14 protein-coding genes and 1 pseudogene are annotated in these 18767 nt (G+C 39.5%); 11 read left to right on the top strand and 4 right to left on the bottom strand.

The annotated features are described in order from the left end of the window. The first annotated feature begins 1 nt into the window (after position 1). The 9 genes from ACDG22_RS07460 (at position 2) to ACDG22_RS07500 (ending at position 15243) form a co-directional block, all read left to right on the top strand. Entirely contained in the window at positions 2-2059 is a 2058-nt protein-coding gene (locus ACDG22_RS07460) for a glycoside hydrolase family 20 protein (protein WP_370858831.1), read from the top strand. A 172-nt stretch (positions 2060-2231) separates the two neighbouring features. Next, on the top strand, positions 2232-5315 hold the full coding sequence (locus ACDG22_RS07465) for a SusC/RagA family TonB-linked outer membrane protein (RefSeq protein ID WP_022126187.1): 3084 nt from the start codon (positions 2232-2234) through the stop codon (positions 5313-5315). A gap of 20 nt (positions 5316-5335) precedes the next feature. Next, on the top strand, positions 5336-6883 hold the full coding sequence (locus tag ACDG22_RS07470; RefSeq protein WP_007566807.1) for a SusD/RagB family nutrient-binding outer membrane lipoprotein: 1548 nt from the start codon (positions 5336-5338) through the stop codon (positions 6881-6883). A 26-nt stretch (positions 6884-6909) separates the two neighbouring features. Continuing rightward, complete coding sequence (locus ACDG22_RS07475) at positions 6910-8049, top strand: glycoside hydrolase family 18 (protein ID WP_022126186.1); 1140 nt, start codon at positions 6910-6912, stop codon at positions 8047-8049. Positions 8050-8061: 12 nt separating this feature from the next. Beyond that, positions 8062-9264: a DUF1735 and LamG domain-containing protein gene (locus ACDG22_RS07480; RefSeq protein WP_022126185.1), complete on the top strand. Its 1203-nt coding sequence runs from the start codon at positions 8062-8064 to the stop codon at positions 9262-9264. A gap of 68 nt (positions 9265-9332) precedes the next feature. After that, on the top strand, positions 9333-10277 hold the full coding sequence (locus ACDG22_RS07485) for a DUF4999 domain-containing protein (protein WP_118483379.1): 945 nt from the start codon (positions 9333-9335) through the stop codon (positions 10275-10277). A gap of 105 nt (positions 10278-10382) precedes the next feature. Continuing rightward, positions 10383-12716 (top strand): glycoside hydrolase family 20 protein, encoded by a 2334-nt coding sequence (locus tag ACDG22_RS07490; RefSeq protein WP_370858832.1) that lies wholly within the window; start codon positions 10383-10385, stop codon positions 12714-12716. 392 nt (positions 12717-13108) lie between these two features. Continuing rightward, positions 13109-14125, top strand: coding sequence for an AI-2E family transporter (locus ACDG22_RS07495; protein ID WP_022126074.1), 1017 nt, complete (start codon positions 13109-13111; stop codon positions 14123-14125). Next, positions 14122-15243, top strand: coding sequence for a tetratricopeptide repeat protein (locus ACDG22_RS07500; protein ID WP_270243066.1), 1122 nt, complete (start codon positions 14122-14124; stop codon positions 15241-15243). The genes ACDG22_RS07495 and ACDG22_RS07500 overlap by 4 nt, the downstream gene beginning before the upstream one ends. Here the strand turns inward: ACDG22_RS07500 and ACDG22_RS07505 are convergent. From ACDG22_RS07505 to ACDG22_RS07520, 4 genes and pseudogenes are all read right to left on the bottom strand, one after another. Then, positions 15174-16481: an MATE family efflux transporter gene (locus ACDG22_RS07505; protein WP_370858833.1), complete on the bottom strand. Its 1308-nt coding sequence runs from the start codon at positions 16479-16481 to the stop codon at positions 15174-15176. The two genes, ACDG22_RS07500 and ACDG22_RS07505, sit on opposite strands and share 70 nt — an antisense overlap. Positions 16482-16490: 9 nt before the next feature. Continuing rightward, positions 16491-17243, bottom strand: coding sequence for a biotin--[acetyl-CoA-carboxylase] ligase (locus ACDG22_RS07510; RefSeq protein ID WP_278676564.1), 753 nt, complete (start codon positions 17241-17243; stop codon positions 16491-16493). Between the two features lie 84 nt (positions 17244-17327). Next, a pseudogene (locus ACDG22_RS07515) lies at positions 17328-17615 on the bottom strand (MmcQ/YjbR family DNA-binding protein); the annotation flags it as partial. Between the two features lie 28 nt (positions 17616-17643). Then, complete coding sequence (locus ACDG22_RS07520) at positions 17644-18009, bottom strand: YraN family protein (RefSeq protein WP_040311829.1); 366 nt, start codon at positions 18007-18009, stop codon at positions 17644-17646. A 69-nt stretch (positions 18010-18078) separates the two neighbouring features. On the opposite strand from ACDG22_RS07520, the gene ACDG22_RS07525 reads away from it, so the two are divergent. Next, positions 18079-18312: a hypothetical protein gene (locus tag ACDG22_RS07525; protein WP_007566785.1), complete on the top strand. Its 234-nt coding sequence runs from the start codon at positions 18079-18081 to the stop codon at positions 18310-18312. Positions 18313-18316: 4 nt separating this feature from the next. Further along, a complete protein-coding gene (locus tag ACDG22_RS07530; protein ID WP_118483390.1) occupies positions 18317-18751 on the top strand; it encodes a nucleoside deaminase in 435 nt (144 codons plus the stop codon). Positions 18752-18767 lie beyond the last annotated feature (16 nt).

The raw sequence follows: 18767 nt of genomic DNA on the forward strand, positions 1-18767 counted from the left end.
TATGAAAAAATCACTGTTGGCTCTTTTGAGTCTGGTGCTGTTGCTGGCTGGCAGCTGTACAAAGAAAGATGAAGTAGCTATAACACCTTTGCCGCTTTCATGTTCTTTTGGTAACGGTGCGTTCGAATGGAACAAGGACACTCGTGTTTCTTTTGAGGGAAATGAAGATGATTGGGCTATAGTTAAAACGGCATTTACTGAGACTAACTTACCAGTATCGTACGAAGCGGATAATACAAAGACAAATTCTATTCGTCTGGAACTGGTAGATGCTATTGAGGGTATTTCTTCTCCCGAAGGTTATTCTGTACATGTTGGCGAAGATGGAGTTTCTATAAAAGCTTTGTCTGATGCCGGTTTGTTCTATGGTGTACAGAGTTTAATCCAGTTGGCGGAGCAGGGTAAAGGACGTGTGCAGTTTGTTGATATAGTAGATGAACCTCGTTTTCCCTATCGAGGAATTATGCTTGATGTTTCGCGTCATTTCCGTTCGAAAGAATTTGTAAAGAAGCAGATAGATCTGTTATCTCATTATAAATTTAACAGATTGCATCTGCATCTTACTGATGCAGCAGGCTGGAGAATTGCTATTGATAAATACCCTCGTTTGACTCAGTTGGCTGCATGGCGTAAAGGAAAGACTTGGAAAGAGTGGTGGAATGGTGATAGAGGATATTGTGAAGAAACAGATCCGGAAGCACAAGGAGGTTATTATACAAAAGATGATATCCGTGAGATGGTAGAGTATGCACGGTTACATTGTGTCACTATCATTCCAGAGATAGAAATGCCTTCTCATTCAGAAGAGGTGCTTACTGCATATCCGGAGTTATCGTGTACCCATGAACCGGGAAAGCAGTCTGATTTTTGTGTCGGCAATGAAAAGACATTTGAATTTCTTGAAAATGTGCTGACAGAAGTAATGGAGTTGTTCCCTTCCGAATATATTCATATTGGAGGTGATGAAGCTTCGAAAGCTGCATGGAAAAGCTGTCCGTTATGTCAGAAGCGTATGAAAGAAGAAGGGTTGAAGGATGTTGATGAATTGCAGAGTTATCTGATTCATCGCATGGAGCGTTTCCTGAACGAACATGGACGCAGTTTGCTGGGATGGGATGAAATACTTCAGGGTGGATTAGCTCCTAATGCAACTGTTATGTCATGGCGTGGTGAACAAGGCGGAATTGATGCCGTATTATCTGGTCATCATGCAATTATGACTCCTGGAGAATATTGTTATTTTGACAGTTATCAGGATGCACCATATTCTCAGCCTGAGGCTATTGGCGGTTATCTGCCGTTGGAAAAAGTATATTCTTATAATCCTGTTCCTGATTCTATTAGTGCAGACAAACAAGATTTTATATTGGGAGTCCAAGCAAATTTGTGGGCAGAATATATTCCAACTGATGAGCATATGGAATATATGCTTTATCCGCGTGCCATTGCTTTGTCGGAAGTAGCATGGACTGCACCTGAAAAAAAATCTTGGGATTCTTTCCACGAAAGAATATTAAAGATAATACCGGTACTTAAAGAGAAAGGATATAATACTTTTGATTATGCTAAGGAAATAGGTAATAGAAAAGAATATAGCCAGCCGGTAGAACATTTGGCTTTGGGTAAAAAAGTGACTTTCAATATTCCGTATTGGCCTAATTATCCGGCAAATGGAGAAAAAACATTGACTGATGGTCTGCGTGGAGGATGGAATTATAATGATAAACGTTGGCTGGGATTTGCAAATAATCATCGGATGGATGTAGTGATTGACTTGGAGAAGGTTACAAAGATTCATTCTGTATCTGCTGATTTCATGCAGATCTGGGGACCTTATGTATATATGCCATCAAAAGTTGTCATATCATCTTCTGTTGATGGTAAAGATTATACTCAACTGACTGCTATTGATCATCAGGTTCAAAAAGATGATTCAGTGTCATTTAAAAAATTCAGTTGGGAAGGTGAAACTGATGCACGATATATCAGATATCAGGCAATAGCTGATTCTTTATATAAAGATGGTATACAGTTTGTCGATGAAATCATTGTGAAATGATAAGTAATTAAATATCTTAAATTTGTTCTTAACATTTTTAAGATATTTAATTATTATAAAATGTATATATAATTATTTTGTTTTTTATACTATCGATAATATAAAATAATTATATTTGCATCTGCTTTAAAAAATAGGATACCTTTTTTAATAACAAATTAAATCTTAATCTATGAAACGAAGTAAATTATCAAAATTACTCTTGTTCTTGCTGATTGCTTCCGGTCATAATGCAGCATTGTATGCTTCATCAAGTAGCAGTTCAGTATCAAATGAATCGTTGTCATCGAGTTCAGTGGCAAAGGTTACCACAACAGGTCAGGTAGTTGACGCAAAGGGTGAGCCCTTGATTGGCGTAAGTATCCTTGAAGTTGGAACAACAAACGGTACTATTACCGATATTGATGGTAATTTTACCTTGTCTGTGAATGAAGGAGCAACTCTTGAGATTTCTTATATCGGCTATAAGACTCAGACAATGACAGTTCGTCCTCAGTTAGGACAGATTGTAATGAAGGAAGACACAGAAGTCTTGGATGAGGTTGTCGTAACTGCCTTAGGTATCAAGCGTTCACAGAAAGCTTTGAGTTATAATGTGCAGGAAGTGAAAGGTGATGCTTTGACTGCTGTAAAAGATGCGAACTTTATGAATTCTTTGGCTGGTAAAGTTGCTGGTGTACAAATCAGTAGCGGTGCAACTGGTGCCGGTGGTGCTGCTCGTGTCGTTATGCGTGGTATGAAATCTTTGACAAAGGATAACAATGCCTTGTATGTAATAGATGGTGTGCCTATCTTTAATACAGGTTCGAGTGGTGGTGAAGGTCAGTACGGTGATATGGGGGGCTCTGATGCTGTTGCCGATTTGAACCCGGATGATATTGCCAGTGTTAGTATGATGACTGGTCCTTCTGCTGCTGCCTTGTATGGTTCTGCTGCTGCAAATGGTGTTGTATTGATTACTACAAAGAAAGGTCAGACTGAAAAAACTAATATTACAGTATCAAACAGTACAACTTTCTCTAAGGCATATATCATGCCTGAAATGCAAAATCGTTATGGTACAAGTTCTGGTTTGTTTAGCTGGGGAGCTGCTACAGCTAACAGATATGATCCTTCGGATTTCTTCAATGTAGGAACAAACATCATTAACTCAATTGCTTTATCTACAGGTAATTCAAAGAACCAGACTTATTTGTCTGCATCTACAACAAATTCAGATGGTATCCTTCCTAATAATAGTTATAACCGTTATAACTTTACGGCTCGTAATACAACAAACTTCTTGAATGATCGTTTGACTTTGGACATCGGTGCTCAATACATTATTCAGAATAATAAGAATATGGTGTCACAGGGACAGTATTACAACCCATTGCCAGCTCTGTATTTATTCCCTCGTGGTGATAACTTCGATGAAATCCGTTTGTATGAACGTTATGATACAGATTATGGATATATGAGGCAATATTGGCCATATGGTGATGGTGGTATGTCTTTACAAAATCCGTATTGGATTCAAAATAAAATTTTGCGTACTTCTGAAAAGAAACGTTATATGTTGAGTGCTTCTTTAAAATGGAAAGTTACCGATTGGTTCAATATTACAGGACGTGTAAATTTGGATAACTCAGATTATCGTAACCGTAATGAAAAATCGGCTTCTACTCTTACTACTTTCTGTGGTGTGAATGGTGGTTTGGAAGATGCAATGCGCCAGGAACGTTCGCTGTATGCTGATGTTTTAGGTAATATTGATAAAACTTTTGGTGAGTTTAGACTGAATGCAAACTTTGGTGCATCTATCTATCATACTTCGATGGATGAATTGTTCCTTGCCGGTGACTTGATTATTCCGAATTTCTTCCAAATTAATAACATTAACTTCTCTGCTAACTACAAACCGGATCCTCAAGGATACAAAGATGAAATTCAGAGTGTATTTGCCAGTGCTGAGTTAAGCTGGAGAAATCAGTTGTATTTAACATTAACAGGGCGTAATGACTGGGATTCTAAATTAGCTTTCTCTGATCAGGCTTCTTTCTTCTATCCATCAGTTGGTTTGTCTGCTGTATTGTCTGAGATGTTTGAACTGCCAGAGGTTATTACTTATGCAAAGGTTCGTGGTTCATATACAGTTGTAGCTTCATCATTTGATCGTTATCTGACAAATCCTGGTTATGAATATAATGCTCAAACTCACAACTGGGAAAATCCGACTGTATACCCGATGGATAATATGAAACCAGAAAAGACTAAGTCTTGGGAAATCGGTCTTAATTTGAAGTTCTGGGAAAACCGTTTCAATTTAGATGCAACTTATTATCGGTCAAATACTTTAAATCAAACATTTAAGGTTGATATACCTTCTTCTTCTGGTTATAATAAAGCGATTGTACAAGCTGGTAACGTACAAAACCAAGGTCTGGAATTAGCTCTTGGCTTCCAGGATGAATGGGCTGGATTTGGATGGTCTTCAAATGCAACATTCACATTGAACCGTAATAAAGTTGTACGTTTGGCTAGTGGTAGTATAAATCCTGTAACAGGAGAAGAAATTCAAATGGATAATATGCCTGTTGGTTGGTTAGGAAAAGAAAATGTTGCTCCCCGCGTTATTTTGACAGAAGGTGGTTCAATGACTGATATTTATGTATACAATCAGTTAACTCGTGACAACAATGGTAACATTAAAGTAGACCAGAATGGAAATCTTTCAATGACATCTTCTTCTACGCCGACTAAAGTTGGAGATTTGGATGCAGATTTCAATTTGGGATGGACTAACCACTTTACTTATAAAGGTATTGATTTAGGAGTTGTTTTATCTGCTCGAGTTGGTGGATTGGCTTATTCAGCAACACAAGGTATTTTGGATTATTACGGTGTATCTGAAGCTTCTGCTACAGCTCGTGATAATGGTGGTATTCCTATTAATAATGGTATGGTTGATGCTCAGAAATACTATCAGACAATTGGTACAGGTGAAGGTGGATATGCTCGCTATTATTTGTATAGTGCAACAAATGTACGTTTGCAGGAATTGAGCTTGAACTATACTCTGCCTAAAAAATGGTTTAAGAATGTAGCTAATGTTACTTTAGGTGTTGTAGGACGTAACTTGTGGATGATTTATTGTAAAGCTCCTTTCGATCCAGAATTGTCTGCAGCTACTTCAAGTAACTATTATATGAATGTGGACTATTTTATGCAGCCAAGTTTGCGTAATATTGGTTTTAATGTAAAAGTTCAATTCTAATTTTAAAGGAGATTCACGTTATGAAAAATTATTTGAAACATATAACATTGGGAGCAGCTTTACTGATGTTGGCAGGAGGTTGTACCGATAAATTTGAAGAATATAATACTAATCAGTATCAGATCCATGAGGCCGATCCTGCTACACTGATGAAATCAATGATTGAAACTATTGTCAATATTCAGCAGAATGATTCTCAGATGATGGATCAGATGGTAGGACAGTTAGGCGGTTATCTTTGTTGTTCTAATACATGGAGTGGAACAAACTTTGGAACATTCAATCCAAGTGATGCATGGAGTGCAGGTCCATGGAATACTCCGTTTGAAAAGATTTATGGAAACTTTTTCCAAATTCAGGAAGCAACAAATTCTACAGGTCATTATTATGCATTTGCTTGCATGATTCGTGCCATTACCATGTTGCGTGTAGCAGACTGTTATGGTCCTCTTCCTTATAGTCAGGTAAAGAAAGGTAATTTCTATGTAGCTTACGATTCTCAGGAAGAAGTTTACAAGCATATTTTGGAAGACTTGGCAAATGCTGCAAGTGTACTTTATGACTATTATGTAGGTACAAGTGGATTTGCTCCTCTAGGTTCAAATGATCCGGTGTTTGGCGGTAATTATGCAAGTTGGGCTAAATTGGCCAATTCTATGCGTTTACGCGTTGCAATGCGTATCAGTAATGCTTGGCCTGATATGGCAAAGGAAGCAGCTGAGGCTGCTGTTGCCGATAAGGCTGGATTAATTGAAACTAATGCTGACAATGCTATGATGGACTGTGGCACACAGACTAATCCTTATCAATTGGCTGCTGTCAGCTGGGGTGACTTGCGTGTAAATGCTAATATTGTCGATTATATGAATGCTTATAACGATCCTCGTATGCCTAAGTATTTTAATAAGTCGACTATGACAGGCAAAACAGATCAGTATGTCGGTATGCGTACAGGTGATAGCAATTTTGATAAAGGAGCTGCTTCTGCTTTCTCTACACCTGCCATTTCTGGATCTGATAAGTTGCTGGTATTTTGTGCTGCAGAAACAGCATTCTTACGTGCAGAAGGTATTTTAAGAGGCTGGAATGTTGGTAATAAATCTGCTAAGGAATATTATGAAACAGGTATTAATCTTTCTATGGAACAATATACTGTAGCTGCTGATGATTATTTAGCTATAGATCAAGCTCCTGTCGTATCACATGCTAGTGATGATGTACAAAACGCACCGGCTTCTATTACTAATACAGTATCTGTGAAATGGGATGACAACGATAATTCGCTTACAGGTAAAAACTTCCAGCGTATTATTACTCAGAAGTGGATTGCCAATTATCCTTTGGGTATGGAAGCATGGGCTGAATATCGTAGAACAGGTTATCCTGAACTTTATCCTTGCATTGATAATCTTTCCGATTGTGGCGTAAGTAGTATAAGAGGTATGCGTCGTTTGAGCTTCCCATATACAGAAGCGCAGAATAATACAGCAAACTATAATCAGGGTGTAGCTGAATTGGGTGGCGCTGACAATGAAGCTACTGATTTGAAATGGGCAAAGAAAAATTAATTGAATATTCAAAAAAGAAATAATCTATGAAAAAGAGATATTATATATACGCATTGTTACTTTCCTTAGCCGCTCCTTTTGTAGCAAGCTGTAGCGATTGGACAGAAACCGAAGCAGAGAGCTTTCCTGAAGAAATTACATCTGAAGAATATTATGCTGCATTAAGAGCGTATAAGCAGACTGATCATCAGGTTGCTTTCGGATGGTATAGTGGATGGAATGCTGAAGGTGCTTTTATGAAAACATCTTTAGCTGGTATCCCGGATAGTATGGATATTGTATCTATTTGGGATAATGGCTTGGATTTATCTGATGCTCAAAAACGAGATATGCAGTTTGTACAGCAGGTAAAAGGTACTAAAATCATATATTGCTCTATTATAGATAATATTGGCAAAGGTATGACTCCTAAATCTGTTACTGCCAACTGGGAAGAAAATGGATATGCCAGTGAACAGGATGCTATTAATGAATTTTGGGGATGGCCTGAAGATGAAAGTAATGCAGAAGCTGTAGAAAATGCAATCCGTACGTATGCCAGAGCTGTAGCTGATACCTTGAATAAGTATGGATATGATGGGTTTGATATTGACTATGAGCCCGTTGCTGGACCTTATCATGGTAATATTGTCAAACAGAGTGATAATAATAACTTTTTCATTTTTGTAGATGAATTAGGTAAGTACTTTGGACCTAAATCTGGAACAGGAAAGCTGTTGGTTATAGACGGAGAGCCTCAGAGAATAACAGACAGACCGGAAATTGGACATTATTTCGATTATTTCATTATTCAGGCTTATAGTTGCTCTGGGGATGGTAATTTGAATGGTCGTTTGATTGACGGAAATGTTTGGGGACCTGCTCTGATTTCTACATTTGGCGAAGAATTAGGTGAAGAGAAGGTTACTAATATGACTATAATGACTGAAAATTTTGAAGCAGTAGATATTGCTATGAATGGTGGATATGATTTTACTGATAGTTATGGAAATAAAATGAAGTCATTAGAAGGCATGGCTCGTTGGGTTCCACGTAACGGTTTCCAGAAAGCAGGCGTCGGAGCTTATCGTATGGAAGCTGAATTTGGAACAAATCCTGAATATAAGAATATGCGAAATGCTATTCAGATAATGAATCCTTCTAGTCACACATTATTAAAAAAATAAGAGAAATAATTTATGAAACGGAAAAATTATATAAAAATATGGCTTCTTTCAGCTGTTATTGCTGGATTGGGAGCTTTTACATCTTGCGATAATGCTGAATATGATGTATTAGATACTCATGCATTTATTAAAGAAGCATTGTCTGGTACTAGTTCGAAGGTTAATGTCAGTGTAGATGGTGAAAGTAAAACAACCTTGAACATACATTTGAGTGATTTGTCAACTACTGATAATCATTATAAATTAGTTGTAGATCCTTCTGTTCTGGATGAGTTTAATAGACAGAATGGAACAAGTTACATTACCTTGCCTGAAGGTCAGTATATATTGCCGGAAGATATATTGGTTAAAGCTGGTGAGTACAATGCAGAGAAAACAGAAATTACTTTGGAAGCTTTCTCTGATGAAATGATGAAATCGGGCGAGTCTTACGCTTTACCTTTACGTTTGGTTGCCAAAGATGGAGCTTTGCCTGCAATGGATAATACTGGTAGCTTTGTTATTCTAGCAGAAAGTACTATTCGTTTCTCTGCCCCAATGTTTGTTGGAGGTGCAAAACTATTCTCACAGAGCTATATTGATAATCCGGAAACTTATGCTCAGTATACCATTGAAGTACGTTTCCAGGTGAGTGATACAGATAATCGTAACCGTGCAGTCTTCTCAACAAGTGATGGACAAGGTAGAATGATTTTGTTACGTTTCGAAGACCCGAATGCTGAAAATCCTGATCATCCTTTGCATTCTCAAGTTCAGATTCAGTTGCATAATGGTTATGTTAACCCAAGTCATCATTTTGAAGTTAACAAATGGCAGCATTTGGCTGTGACATTTGATGGTATGAACTACAAGATTTATGTTAACGGTGTAGATAGTGGTACATTAGCTTGCTCAGATCCTTGTAGAACATTTACTAGTATAAATTGGTTTACCGATGGTGATGGTAACCAAAGTGGCTGGTGGGGAAGCTGTAAGATCTTAGTAAGTGAAGCTCGTATCTGGTCTGTTGCACGTTCTGCCGTTCAGATTCAGAATAGTATGGTACAAGTTAGTCCAAGTTCTGAAGGATTGGAAGCATACTGGCGCTTGAATGAAGGAGAAGGTAAGAACTTTGTTGATGCTACAGGACATAATCATTCTTTAACTACTTCTAAAGATGTTGTTTGGGTTCACGATATTTTATCTACAGATGAATCTACAGCATGGCCTGAATAATTATTTTGTTAACATAAAGGTGCTATCCCGATTTAGAGGATAGTACCTTTGAAAAGAATCTTAATAATATGAAAAAGTTTTTACGATATATATTAGTTGCGGCTATTTCGAGCTGCATCATTCCGTTTTCTTCATGTAGTGATGATGATGAGAATGCGGTAAATGAATGGAATATGACATATGTTTCTCTGTTGCCGACGAATTATCTGAAGCCTATACAAACTGTAACTTTGGACCATTTTACAGGAAAGGAGATTGAGGGTACAGTGGCTATGGATGTGATGGCTACTATACAGAAAGCGGCTAGTAATGATATTACGGTAGATATAAGTGCTACATGTGAAGGAATTAGTTCAGAAAAAATAACAATGTCGTCAAATAAAGCTGTGATAAAAGCTGGTAGTACAAAATCAGAACCAGTTTCTATATCTATCACAGATTGGTCGGATATTGCTTCTGTTTCAGAAGCTGCTGAATATACATTAAATATTAATGTAGCAGGAATTGAGTCAGTTGCTTCGGATGTTGTTCTTTCTGATTTGCATAAGTCACTTTCTGTAAAGATTCAAAAGAAGGAAGAAAGAGAAGAAGATTTATTATTCTTTGGAAAGGCTCCGGAAAATAGTACTTTGAATACAGATATCACTAATTGGGTATTTACTTTTATGGATGGAGTAGAGAATGCAGCTGCTAATTCTGTGAATGGTAAAGGAGGTGGTGATGTTGCTACTAATGGTACTCCATTCTGGCTTACTGTCGATCTAAAAGAAGTAAAGAATGTTACAGGTATTCAGACTTCTCACTGGGGAGGAGGCTATTGTCCGACTAAAGTTGAAATCTTTACTTCGGAAAATGGTTCTTCTTGGAAATCTATGGGACAAGTTGCAACATCAGGTGCTTATCATGATATTGCATTTAAATACACAGTTGCAACTCGTTACTTGAAGTATCAGATGATTGAGGTTCCGTCTAGAGTAGATATTACAAAATTCTATATCTATACTGCGAACTAATATTATAGCTGCATTTATTTTTTAGTTACACATTAAGTTATTTAAGAGCAGACTTTTTTATGTATTATATTGAGTTTGCTCTTAATTTTTTTAATAAAGTTCTGTATGAAGAAGAATATAATTACGGGATTAGTTCTTTTGGTATGGGGAAGTGTTTTTTATTCGTGTACGAGTGAGAAGACTGTTCAGGCCGATTTTGATATTATTCCTTTACCACAGCATGTTGAAAAAATCTCATCGGATAAGGGTTTTGAACTAGCAGGTACGACTTCTATTGTATATCCTGAAGGTGATGAGGCTATGAAACGTAATGCTGAGTTTTTGTCTGGGTATATAGCTGGACAGACAGGCAAGAAACTGGACGTTACAGATAAGAAAGTAGAGAAGAATGCAATTGTTTTGTCAACCGGACTGGATGATAAGAACCCGGAAGCATATCGCCTGGTTGTTGGTGATAATAATATTTGCATACAAGGTGCTTCAGCAGCAGGAGTATTTTATGGGATTCAGACTTTGCGTAAGGCTATGGCTGATACGGAACATGGAAATGTAGTGTATCCGGCAGTAGAGATAAATGACTTTCCGCGTTTTTCATATCGTGGAGTGCATTTGGATGTTTCGCGTCATTTCTTTCCGGCAGATTCTATTAAGCGTTTTATAGATATGCTTGCCTTGCATAATATAAACAGATTACATTGGCATCTTACTGACGATCAGGGATGGAGAATTGAAATAAAGAAACGTCCGGAACTTACGACTATTGGCTCTAAACGTGCAAAGACTGTTATAGGACGTAATTCGGGAGAATATGATAATGTAGAATATGGAGGGTTTTATACTCAGGATGAAGCCCGTGATATTGTAAAATATGCTCAGGAAAGATTTATAACAGTCGTTCCGGAAATTGATTTGCCAGGACATATGCAAGCTGCTTTAGCTGCCTATCCTTATCTGGGATGTACGGGTGGACCGTATGAAGTATGGCAGCAGTGGGGAGTATCTGAGGATGTCCTGTGTGCGGGTAATGATGAAACGCTTAAATTCATAGAAGATGTTTTGGGCGAAATTGTTGAAGTTTTTCCCTCTGAGTATATTCATGTAGGAGGAGATGAGTGCCCAAAGGTACGTTGGCAGAAATGTCCGAAATGTCAGGCACGTATTAAGGCTTTGGGAATTAAGTCTGATGCTAAACATACGGCCGAACAGAAATTGCAGTCTTATATTATTGGATATGCAGAGAAGTTCCTGAATGAAAAAGGACGTAAAATTATAGGTTGGGATGAAATATTGGAAGGTGGCTTGAGGCCTACAGCTACAGTTATGTCATGGAGAGGCAGCGAAGGTGGCATTGAGGCTGCCAAGATGGGCAATGACGCTATCATGACTCCAGCTTCGCATCTGTATTTTGATTATTATCAGACGATAGATACAGAGAATGAGCCTTTGGCTATCGGAGGATATGTATCTGTAGAAAGAGTATATAGCTACGAACCGGTAGATAAGAGTCTGACACCAGAGGAGGCTGCTCATATTATCGGTGTGCAAGCTAACTTATGGACCGAATATATTCCTACTTATAGTCAGTTGGAATATATGGAATTACCTCGTCTGGCTGCTTTGTCAGAAGTTCAGTGGACTCTTCCGGAAAAGAAAAACTACGATAATTTCTTGCAGCGTCTGCCGAAGCTGATATCAGTGTATGATGATAACGGATATAATTATGCCGAACATGTCTTCAATGTCAAGGCTGAGTATATTACTGATTATACAGATAATTCCATAAAGGTTGTTTTATCAGCTATAGGAGATTCTCCTGTTTATTATACGCTTGATGGTAGTGAACCTACAGAAAAATCTCAGCAATATACTGATACGCTCGCTTTAAAGGAAAGTTGTGTCTTAAAGGCTGTTACGATACGTCGTAATGCTAAGAGTGCCGTACTTACAGAAAAGATCGATTTTAACAAGGCTACTGCCAAACCGCTGATATTGTTACAACCAATCAATGAAAAGTATAAATATAATGGTGAATATACGTTGGTTGATGGTTTGAGTGGAACACCTAATTACAGAACTGGCAGGTGGATTGCATTTTACAAAAATGACATGGAGCTGGTTGTCGATTTGAAACAAGAAACCTCTGTCCATAAAGCTTGGGTACGTACTTATGTAGAGATTGGTGAAGAAATCCTGGACGTAAGAAGTATTTCTGTATTGTCATCTGCCGATGGTAAAATCTATAAAGAATTAAAGACCGTCGACTATCCGGCTGTCACATCAAAAGATAAAAATGGTATTTACAAACATGAAGTGGACTTTGATACAGTAAGTGCGCGTTATATCAAGATTATAGCGAAGCCGGAATATAAGATTCCTTCATGGCATTGGGGAAGCGGCCGACCTGCTTTCATTTTTGTCGATGAAGTTGGATTAGAATAAAAATGTTGAAAAAAATATCTAGGTATTAGGTATTTTTTAAGTGGTTGAGGCATTTGACTATATGTTGATAGTCAATGCCGGGTCGTTTATGGGACGTTTGTTTTATGCTGGGAAGTATATATGACGGTTACCATAAACGACCTTTTTGTTCATGCTATCACTCTTGTTTGTTTAAAGTTGTTTCATGATTTGAAAATCGTACTAGGTATAATTTATTACAGGGATTTTGTTGGAATTAAGCAGATAAAGTAACAAGGCTCTCAGAATATTAATTTCCGGTAATTTTTCATTGAAAATTCAATTGTAAATCACTTGCTGATAAGTATATTTCCGTAACTTTGCCCCAAGCATACAATATATTTATTACAAACTAAAAACGGAACTTATTAGGTATGAAAGAACAATACTGGAAATATTCTCTAATTATTTTCATCATAGGGTTAGGAATATTGTTATTTCGTCAGGCTCAGCCTTTTATGAACGGGATATTAGGAGGATTTACTTTATATATTTTGTTGCGTAACTTTTCCAACTGGCTTCAGACGAAGATAAAACCTTTGCTGGCTGTGTGGATGATAACTATCGGCGTTACACTTTTTATTCTGATTCCGGTGTCGCTGTTCAGTTGGGCTATTGTAAGTCAGATTTCAGGAATGCATTTCGATACTCAGGCCATTATCCAGCCGGCTCATCAGGTTATTGACATCATCGAAGAACGTACGGGATTCGATTTGCTGTCGGAGAAAAGTTTGTCATTTATGGTTGTACAGGCATCGTCTATTGGCCAGAAAATCATGACAGGTGTAAGTGATCTTATTGTAAACTTGGCTGTTGCTATTATGTTGATGTTTTTCATGCTTTGGGAAGGTCGGAAAATGGAACATTATGTATCTACGATCATGCCCTTTGAAGAAAGCAATAAGCGTGAAGTGTTGAATAAAATTCAGCTGATGGTTCGTTCTAATGCGATAGGTATACCATTGCTGGCTGTTATACAAGGAATTATTTCGTTAGGAGGATATTTATTATGTGATGCTCCCAATCCTTATCTGACAGCTTTGCTTACAGCCTTTGCTTCTATTATTCCATTGGTAGGTACTGCCTTAATCTGGATTCCCGTATCCATTTACTTCCTGATAATGGGCGAATGGATCAATGCGCTTATCCTTTTGGGATATGGAGGTATTATAATTTCCCAGTGTGATAATCTGATCCGTTTTCTCCTTCAGAAGAAAATGGCAAACATCCATCCGCTCATTACGATTTTTGGTGTAGTTGCCGGACTGCCTATTTTTGGCTTTATGGGAATTATTTTCGGTCCGTTGCTGGTTTCTTTGTTTTTGTTGTTCCTCGATATGTTCCGAAAAGAATATCTGTTGGATGGTACTGAGGAGGAAGAAAAAGCATGAGATCGGTCTGTATACATTCGTCGGAAAGGTTGAATCTGGATGCTTTTTTGCATGAACTGGATGTTCCTGTGCGTTTTGAGTTTGAAGGGTATGATGAAGAACGTTCTTATTACTATTTCAGCCGTCCGGGGATTTCCACTACTTTGTTTGTCATAGCAGAAGGTCCGGATGAATATGAAGTTATGATAGACGGACTTGCTTCTTATAGCGATTATAAATTCTTTCCATATCTGGCCGATTGCTTATGTCAGCATCTCAATCATGAATCATTGGCTATTCCCGAATCGGCAGGTCGAACAGCTTATCGTGTATACGATGAGTCCTGGATTGAAGACTCCATCGGGGAAGAGGTCGCTATGTTAAAGTCCGCCTTGTCTGTGTTTCCCCGCTATTATGTGGGATTTCCGTTGGAGGGTGTAGGATATATTTCCTTAGACTTGCTGGCACAATATGGGGTTAATCTGCATTCTTCAACTCCGCGGATTTATGGCTACATACAGTATATCATGAGAAATGGCTTGCTTCCTCAGGCGACAGATGCAGAACTGGAAGAAGACCGTAATCGGGAAGACCTGGAAACGGAAGTTGACGTTCCCCAGCATATATCGATAGGCAGGGTGAAATCGTGGCAAATTGACGGAGCGGAAACGTGGGAAAGTTATTCTCGTGAAGATACGGAGATGCTGCTTAAACTGGGTGAAGACTATCAGTCGGGCAGGGAAGTTGCAGGAGTCGTTTTGAATGATTTGGGAACCATTTATCAGGAAGGTATCGGTGTTGGACGCGACGGACTGAAGGCAGAGTATTGGTTCAAGCAGGCTTATCTTCAGGGAGACCATTTGTATGCCCCTACTAATTTGGGAGATTTATACAGAAAAGGGTGCGGCGAGCTGCCGTCATCTCTTCCTCTGGCTTTCGAGGCATATAGAAAATCGGAAGATATCTATGCGCTTTATCGTATCGGACAAGCCTACGAGGAAGGATGGACAGGTACACCGGATATGGAAAAAGCTTTGTTCTGGTATCGGAAAGCAGCAGAAAAAAGGCATCATCTGGCAGTACGAAGACTGGAAGAATTAAGCAATAGTGCCTGCATGATGCCACGCAATGCCAGATAAACGATAAATCCCAGCCATAGCGCATGGTTATGCAATACGTTATGCAGGCTGTAATAAATCAGGAAAAAGCTTCCCGAAGCTACAACCATCGCTTTCAGCATGATATGGGTGGAAGTGGCTCCGATGCAGATACCGTCTAGCAGAAATGCTGCAAATCCTGCAAGAGGGATGGCAAGTACCCAGTAGAAATAATCCCCCGACGCAGAGATAACCGATTGTTCGTTTGTAAGCAAACCTAGAAATTCTTTTCCTCCTATGCCATACAGCAGAGTAAAGGCTAGCGATAAGGCAATTCCCCAGCCAAACAAATGACGGATAGTGCGTCGTAATTCCTGCCTGTTTCCGGCTCCTATATATTTTCCGGTCAACGCTTCGCCTGCATAGGCAAATCCATCCATGATGTAAGAGAATAACGTAAACAATTGCATCAGCAATGTATTGACAGCCAAAACAACATCGCCGAATGCAGCTCCGGTTGATGTGAAGAATACTGTAACGGCCACCAGGCAGAGTGTACGCAGGAATATATCCCGGTTCACCTGAAACAGACGTTTCATGGCATCATGAGTAAAGAGTTGCTTACGGCTGATGTATTTTCGTAAAGGACGGTAATAACGCAGCCAGAGCAGATAAGCCATGAAAAGTCCGGCATACTGTGCAATGAGGGTTCCCAGGGCAACTCCTTCCACTTTCATGCCGAATACAAATACGAAAAGCAGACTGGCAACTATGTTTACGATATTCTGTGTAATGGCAATGAACATCGGGAAGCGTGAGTTTTGCATACCTATAAACCATCCTGAGAAACTATACAATCCCAGTGTGGCAGGTGCTCCCCAGATACAGATATGGAAATACAGCGTGGCAAGTTGTTGTACCTCGGCGCTTGTGTCGATCAGTTCAAAAGCTATCAGACGTATCGGATATTGCAGGATGAGAAGAGCTAGTGCCAGCATCAGGCTGATACCAGTAGAACGCAGCAGGATGCGGGTTACCTCCTTCAGATCGTGTGCTCCGTAGGCTTGTGCCGTCAGGCCGCTTGTTCCCATCCGCAGGAAACCGAATATCCAGTAAATCATATTGAACAGCATGCCTCCTACGGCTATGGCTCCGATGTAAGAAGCCGAACCAAGATGTCCTACAATGGTTACGTCTATCAGTCCTAGAAGAGGTACTGTGATATTTGAAATAATAGAGGGTATGGCTATATGCAGTATTCGCTGGCTGGTTGGTGACATGTGCTGAAGTTATAATTCGAAAGATACTTCTTTAAACATATATTCTCTTCTTTTCCCGCTTTCGTCTTCCAGAATCAAAGCTCCGGATGGCTCAATTCCACAGATGCGGGCGCGGAAACTTCCGTCTTTATCTGTGTAGGGATAGAAACCTTCTTTACGGTAAAGCACGTCCTGATAGCGTGAGGCAATCAATTCGGTTTCTCCGTTTTTCAGAAGTGTGTAGTAGTGAGCCACACGCTCCATCAATTGATGAAGTATTTCCTTACGGTCGTAGCGTTGTCCGGTTATCTGGAAAAGCGATACCGGATTGGGGGCGTCACTTATAAAACGCTCCTGATTCAGATTGACTCCTGTCCCCGAAATAGAACGACTGATGTGTATGCCTGTCAGGTCGTTTTCTATCAGTGTACCACATATTTTTTTGTCCTTCCAGTAAATATCGTTGGGCCACTTGATGCGGATTCCGTCGGTGTATTGCGATAAAACTTCTTGCAGTGCGAGGGCTGTAATCTGTGAAAGATAGAATTGCTTCCGGGCTTCCAGAAAGTCGGGATAAAGTACGAAGCTGAAAAGCAGGTTTGCTCCGTCTTCCGACTCCCAGCTGTTGCCTCTCTGTCCTCGTCCGGCTGTCTGAAAATCGGTATAAACGCTGGTCAGTTCTTCTACGGAAGAATTGTTGCACAGTTCGTCCAGATAACTGTTTGTCGAGGTGGTTTCATGTAAAAAAATAGGTTCAGGAAGATGCTCGGAAAATATGCTGATATTTTCCTGAAAACTTGCTGATATTTTATTGAAAACATCACGTTGTTTTTTCGTGAACTTCCCGACGACTTCTTCGTACGAATGATCTATCAGATCGCGGATGAGGCTGTCGGGCACATCACTGTTTAAGGCGACCTGATTCCAGTACTTTTTATTGAAATGATAAGCTCCTTCTATTCCGTTATAATGTTCGCGCAGTTCGATGGCATAATCCGGATTACATTTCATGCTGACACAGTCTGGATGTTCCAGGTCAACCAGCAGGAACATGCGGTCTACCACTTTAAATACAAGGGTTGTTTCGTCGAAAGGGAAACATTCTGTTACGGCTTTCTTGCTTAAGCAATATTGACGGAGTGCTTCTATATCCATAGCTTTTAAACTTTCTGTTTTTACAATTTTACCAAACGGGAGGCAGAAATGCCTCTTGGATATGTTCTATATGAAAGGGAGGTTCTGTGCCCGTTACTGTAATAATATCGAAGCGGACCGGAAGGTCTATTTCGAATCTTTTGATATATGTATCAGTCGAAATGATGATATTTCTTATTTTCCGGTCGGTGATAGCTTCTTCAGGCTTGCCGAACTCTTCGTTTCGCCGGGTTTTTACTTCAACGACAATCAGTTCACCGTCTTTTTGTGCAACAATATCCAGTTCTCTCTTGCCGGAATGCCAGTTGCGGTGACGGATGCTATATCCTTTGCTCATTAAGTATTCGGCAGCTGCGTTTTCCCCCTCTTTCCCTAGTTCATTGTGTTTAGCCATTTTGTTTTTTGCAAAAATACGCATTTTCTGTTTTGTATTTGGTTGAAGTGTACTAATTTTGTATTTGCAATGATGAATAACGGAAAAAAAAGAAAAAAGGTACCTCCATCGGTTCCGCCACGCAAACGGCGGATGGTGTGTTTGATGAGTGAAGAAGAAGTGCAGATTGTAGACCGTTATCTGGAAACTTACCAGATAAAGAACAAGGCGCGCTGGCTTCGTGAAACGATATTGGCATTCATTCATCAGAATATGGAGGACGATTATCCTACTTTGTTTAAGGAACACGATATGCGCAGATAAGTTTATGGCTGATGATGTTTTTTATATGAAGCAGGCCTTGATTGAGGCGCAGAAAGCTGCCGACAGGGGAGAGGTCCCTGTGGGAGCAGTTGTTGTTTGTCGCGACCGTATCATTGCGCGTTCGCATAACCTGACGGAAACCCTGAACGATGTGACGGCACATGCGGAGATGCAGGCTATTACGGCTGCTGCCAATACTTTGGGTGGCAAGTATCTGAATGAGTGTACACTTTATGTGACGGTAGAACCTTGCGTAATGTGTGCTGGAGCGATTGCTTGGGCACAGACGGGTAAACTGGTATTCGGTGCGGAAGATGACAAAAGAGGTTATCAGCGATATGCCCCCGATGCCTTACATCCCAAGACGGTGGTAGTAAAAGGCATTCTTGCCGATGACTGTGCACAACTGATGAAAGACTTTTTCAAAAAGAAGAGATAAAAAAGATAATCCCCGC

The sequence above is a fragment of the Phocaeicola coprocola genome, from assembly GCF_041333015.1.
GTDB classification, from domain to species: domain Bacteria; phylum Bacteroidota; class Bacteroidia; order Bacteroidales; family Bacteroidaceae; genus Phocaeicola; species Phocaeicola coprocola.

Bases quoted from the DNA above. Each gene is read 5' to 3' on its own strand.
- ACDG22_RS07480 (WP_022126185.1), top strand. From the start codon at position 8,062: ATGAAACGGAAAAATTATATAAAAATATGGCTTCTTTCAGCTGTTATT.
- ACDG22_RS07525 (WP_007566785.1), top strand. From the start codon at position 18,079: ATGATGAATAACGGAAAAAAAAGAAAAAAGGTACCTCCATCGGTTCCG.
- ACDG22_RS07465 (WP_022126187.1), top strand. From the start codon at position 2,232: ATGAAACGAAGTAAATTATCAAAATTACTCTTGTTCTTGCTGATTGCT.
- ACDG22_RS07495 (WP_022126074.1), top strand. From the start codon at position 13,109: ATGAAAGAACAATACTGGAAATATTCTCTAATTATTTTCATCATAGGG.
- ACDG22_RS07500 (WP_270243066.1), top strand. From the start codon at position 14,122: ATGAGATCGGTCTGTATACATTCGTCGGAAAGGTTGAATCTGGATGCT.
- ACDG22_RS07485 (WP_118483379.1), top strand. From the start codon at position 9,333: ATGAAAAAGTTTTTACGATATATATTAGTTGCGGCTATTTCGAGCTGC.
- ACDG22_RS07475 (WP_022126186.1), top strand. From the start codon at position 6,910: ATGAAAAAGAGATATTATATATACGCATTGTTACTTTCCTTAGCCGCT.
- ACDG22_RS07520 (WP_040311829.1), bottom strand. From the start codon at position 18,009: ATGGCTAAACACAATGAACTAGGGAAAGAGGGGGAAAACGCAGCTGCC.
- ACDG22_RS07530 (WP_118483390.1), top strand. From the start codon at position 18,317: ATGGCTGATGATGTTTTTTATATGAAGCAGGCCTTGATTGAGGCGCAG.
- ACDG22_RS07460 (WP_370858831.1), top strand. From the start codon at position 2: ATGAAAAAATCACTGTTGGCTCTTTTGAGTCTGGTGCTGTTGCTGGCT.
- ACDG22_RS07470 (WP_007566807.1), top strand. From the start codon at position 5,336: ATGAAAAATTATTTGAAACATATAACATTGGGAGCAGCTTTACTGATG.
- ACDG22_RS07490 (WP_370858832.1), top strand. From the start codon at position 10,383: ATGAAGAAGAATATAATTACGGGATTAGTTCTTTTGGTATGGGGAAGT.
- ACDG22_RS07505 (WP_370858833.1), bottom strand. From the start codon at position 16,481: ATGTCACCAACCAGCCAGCGAATACTGCATATAGCCATACCCTCTATT.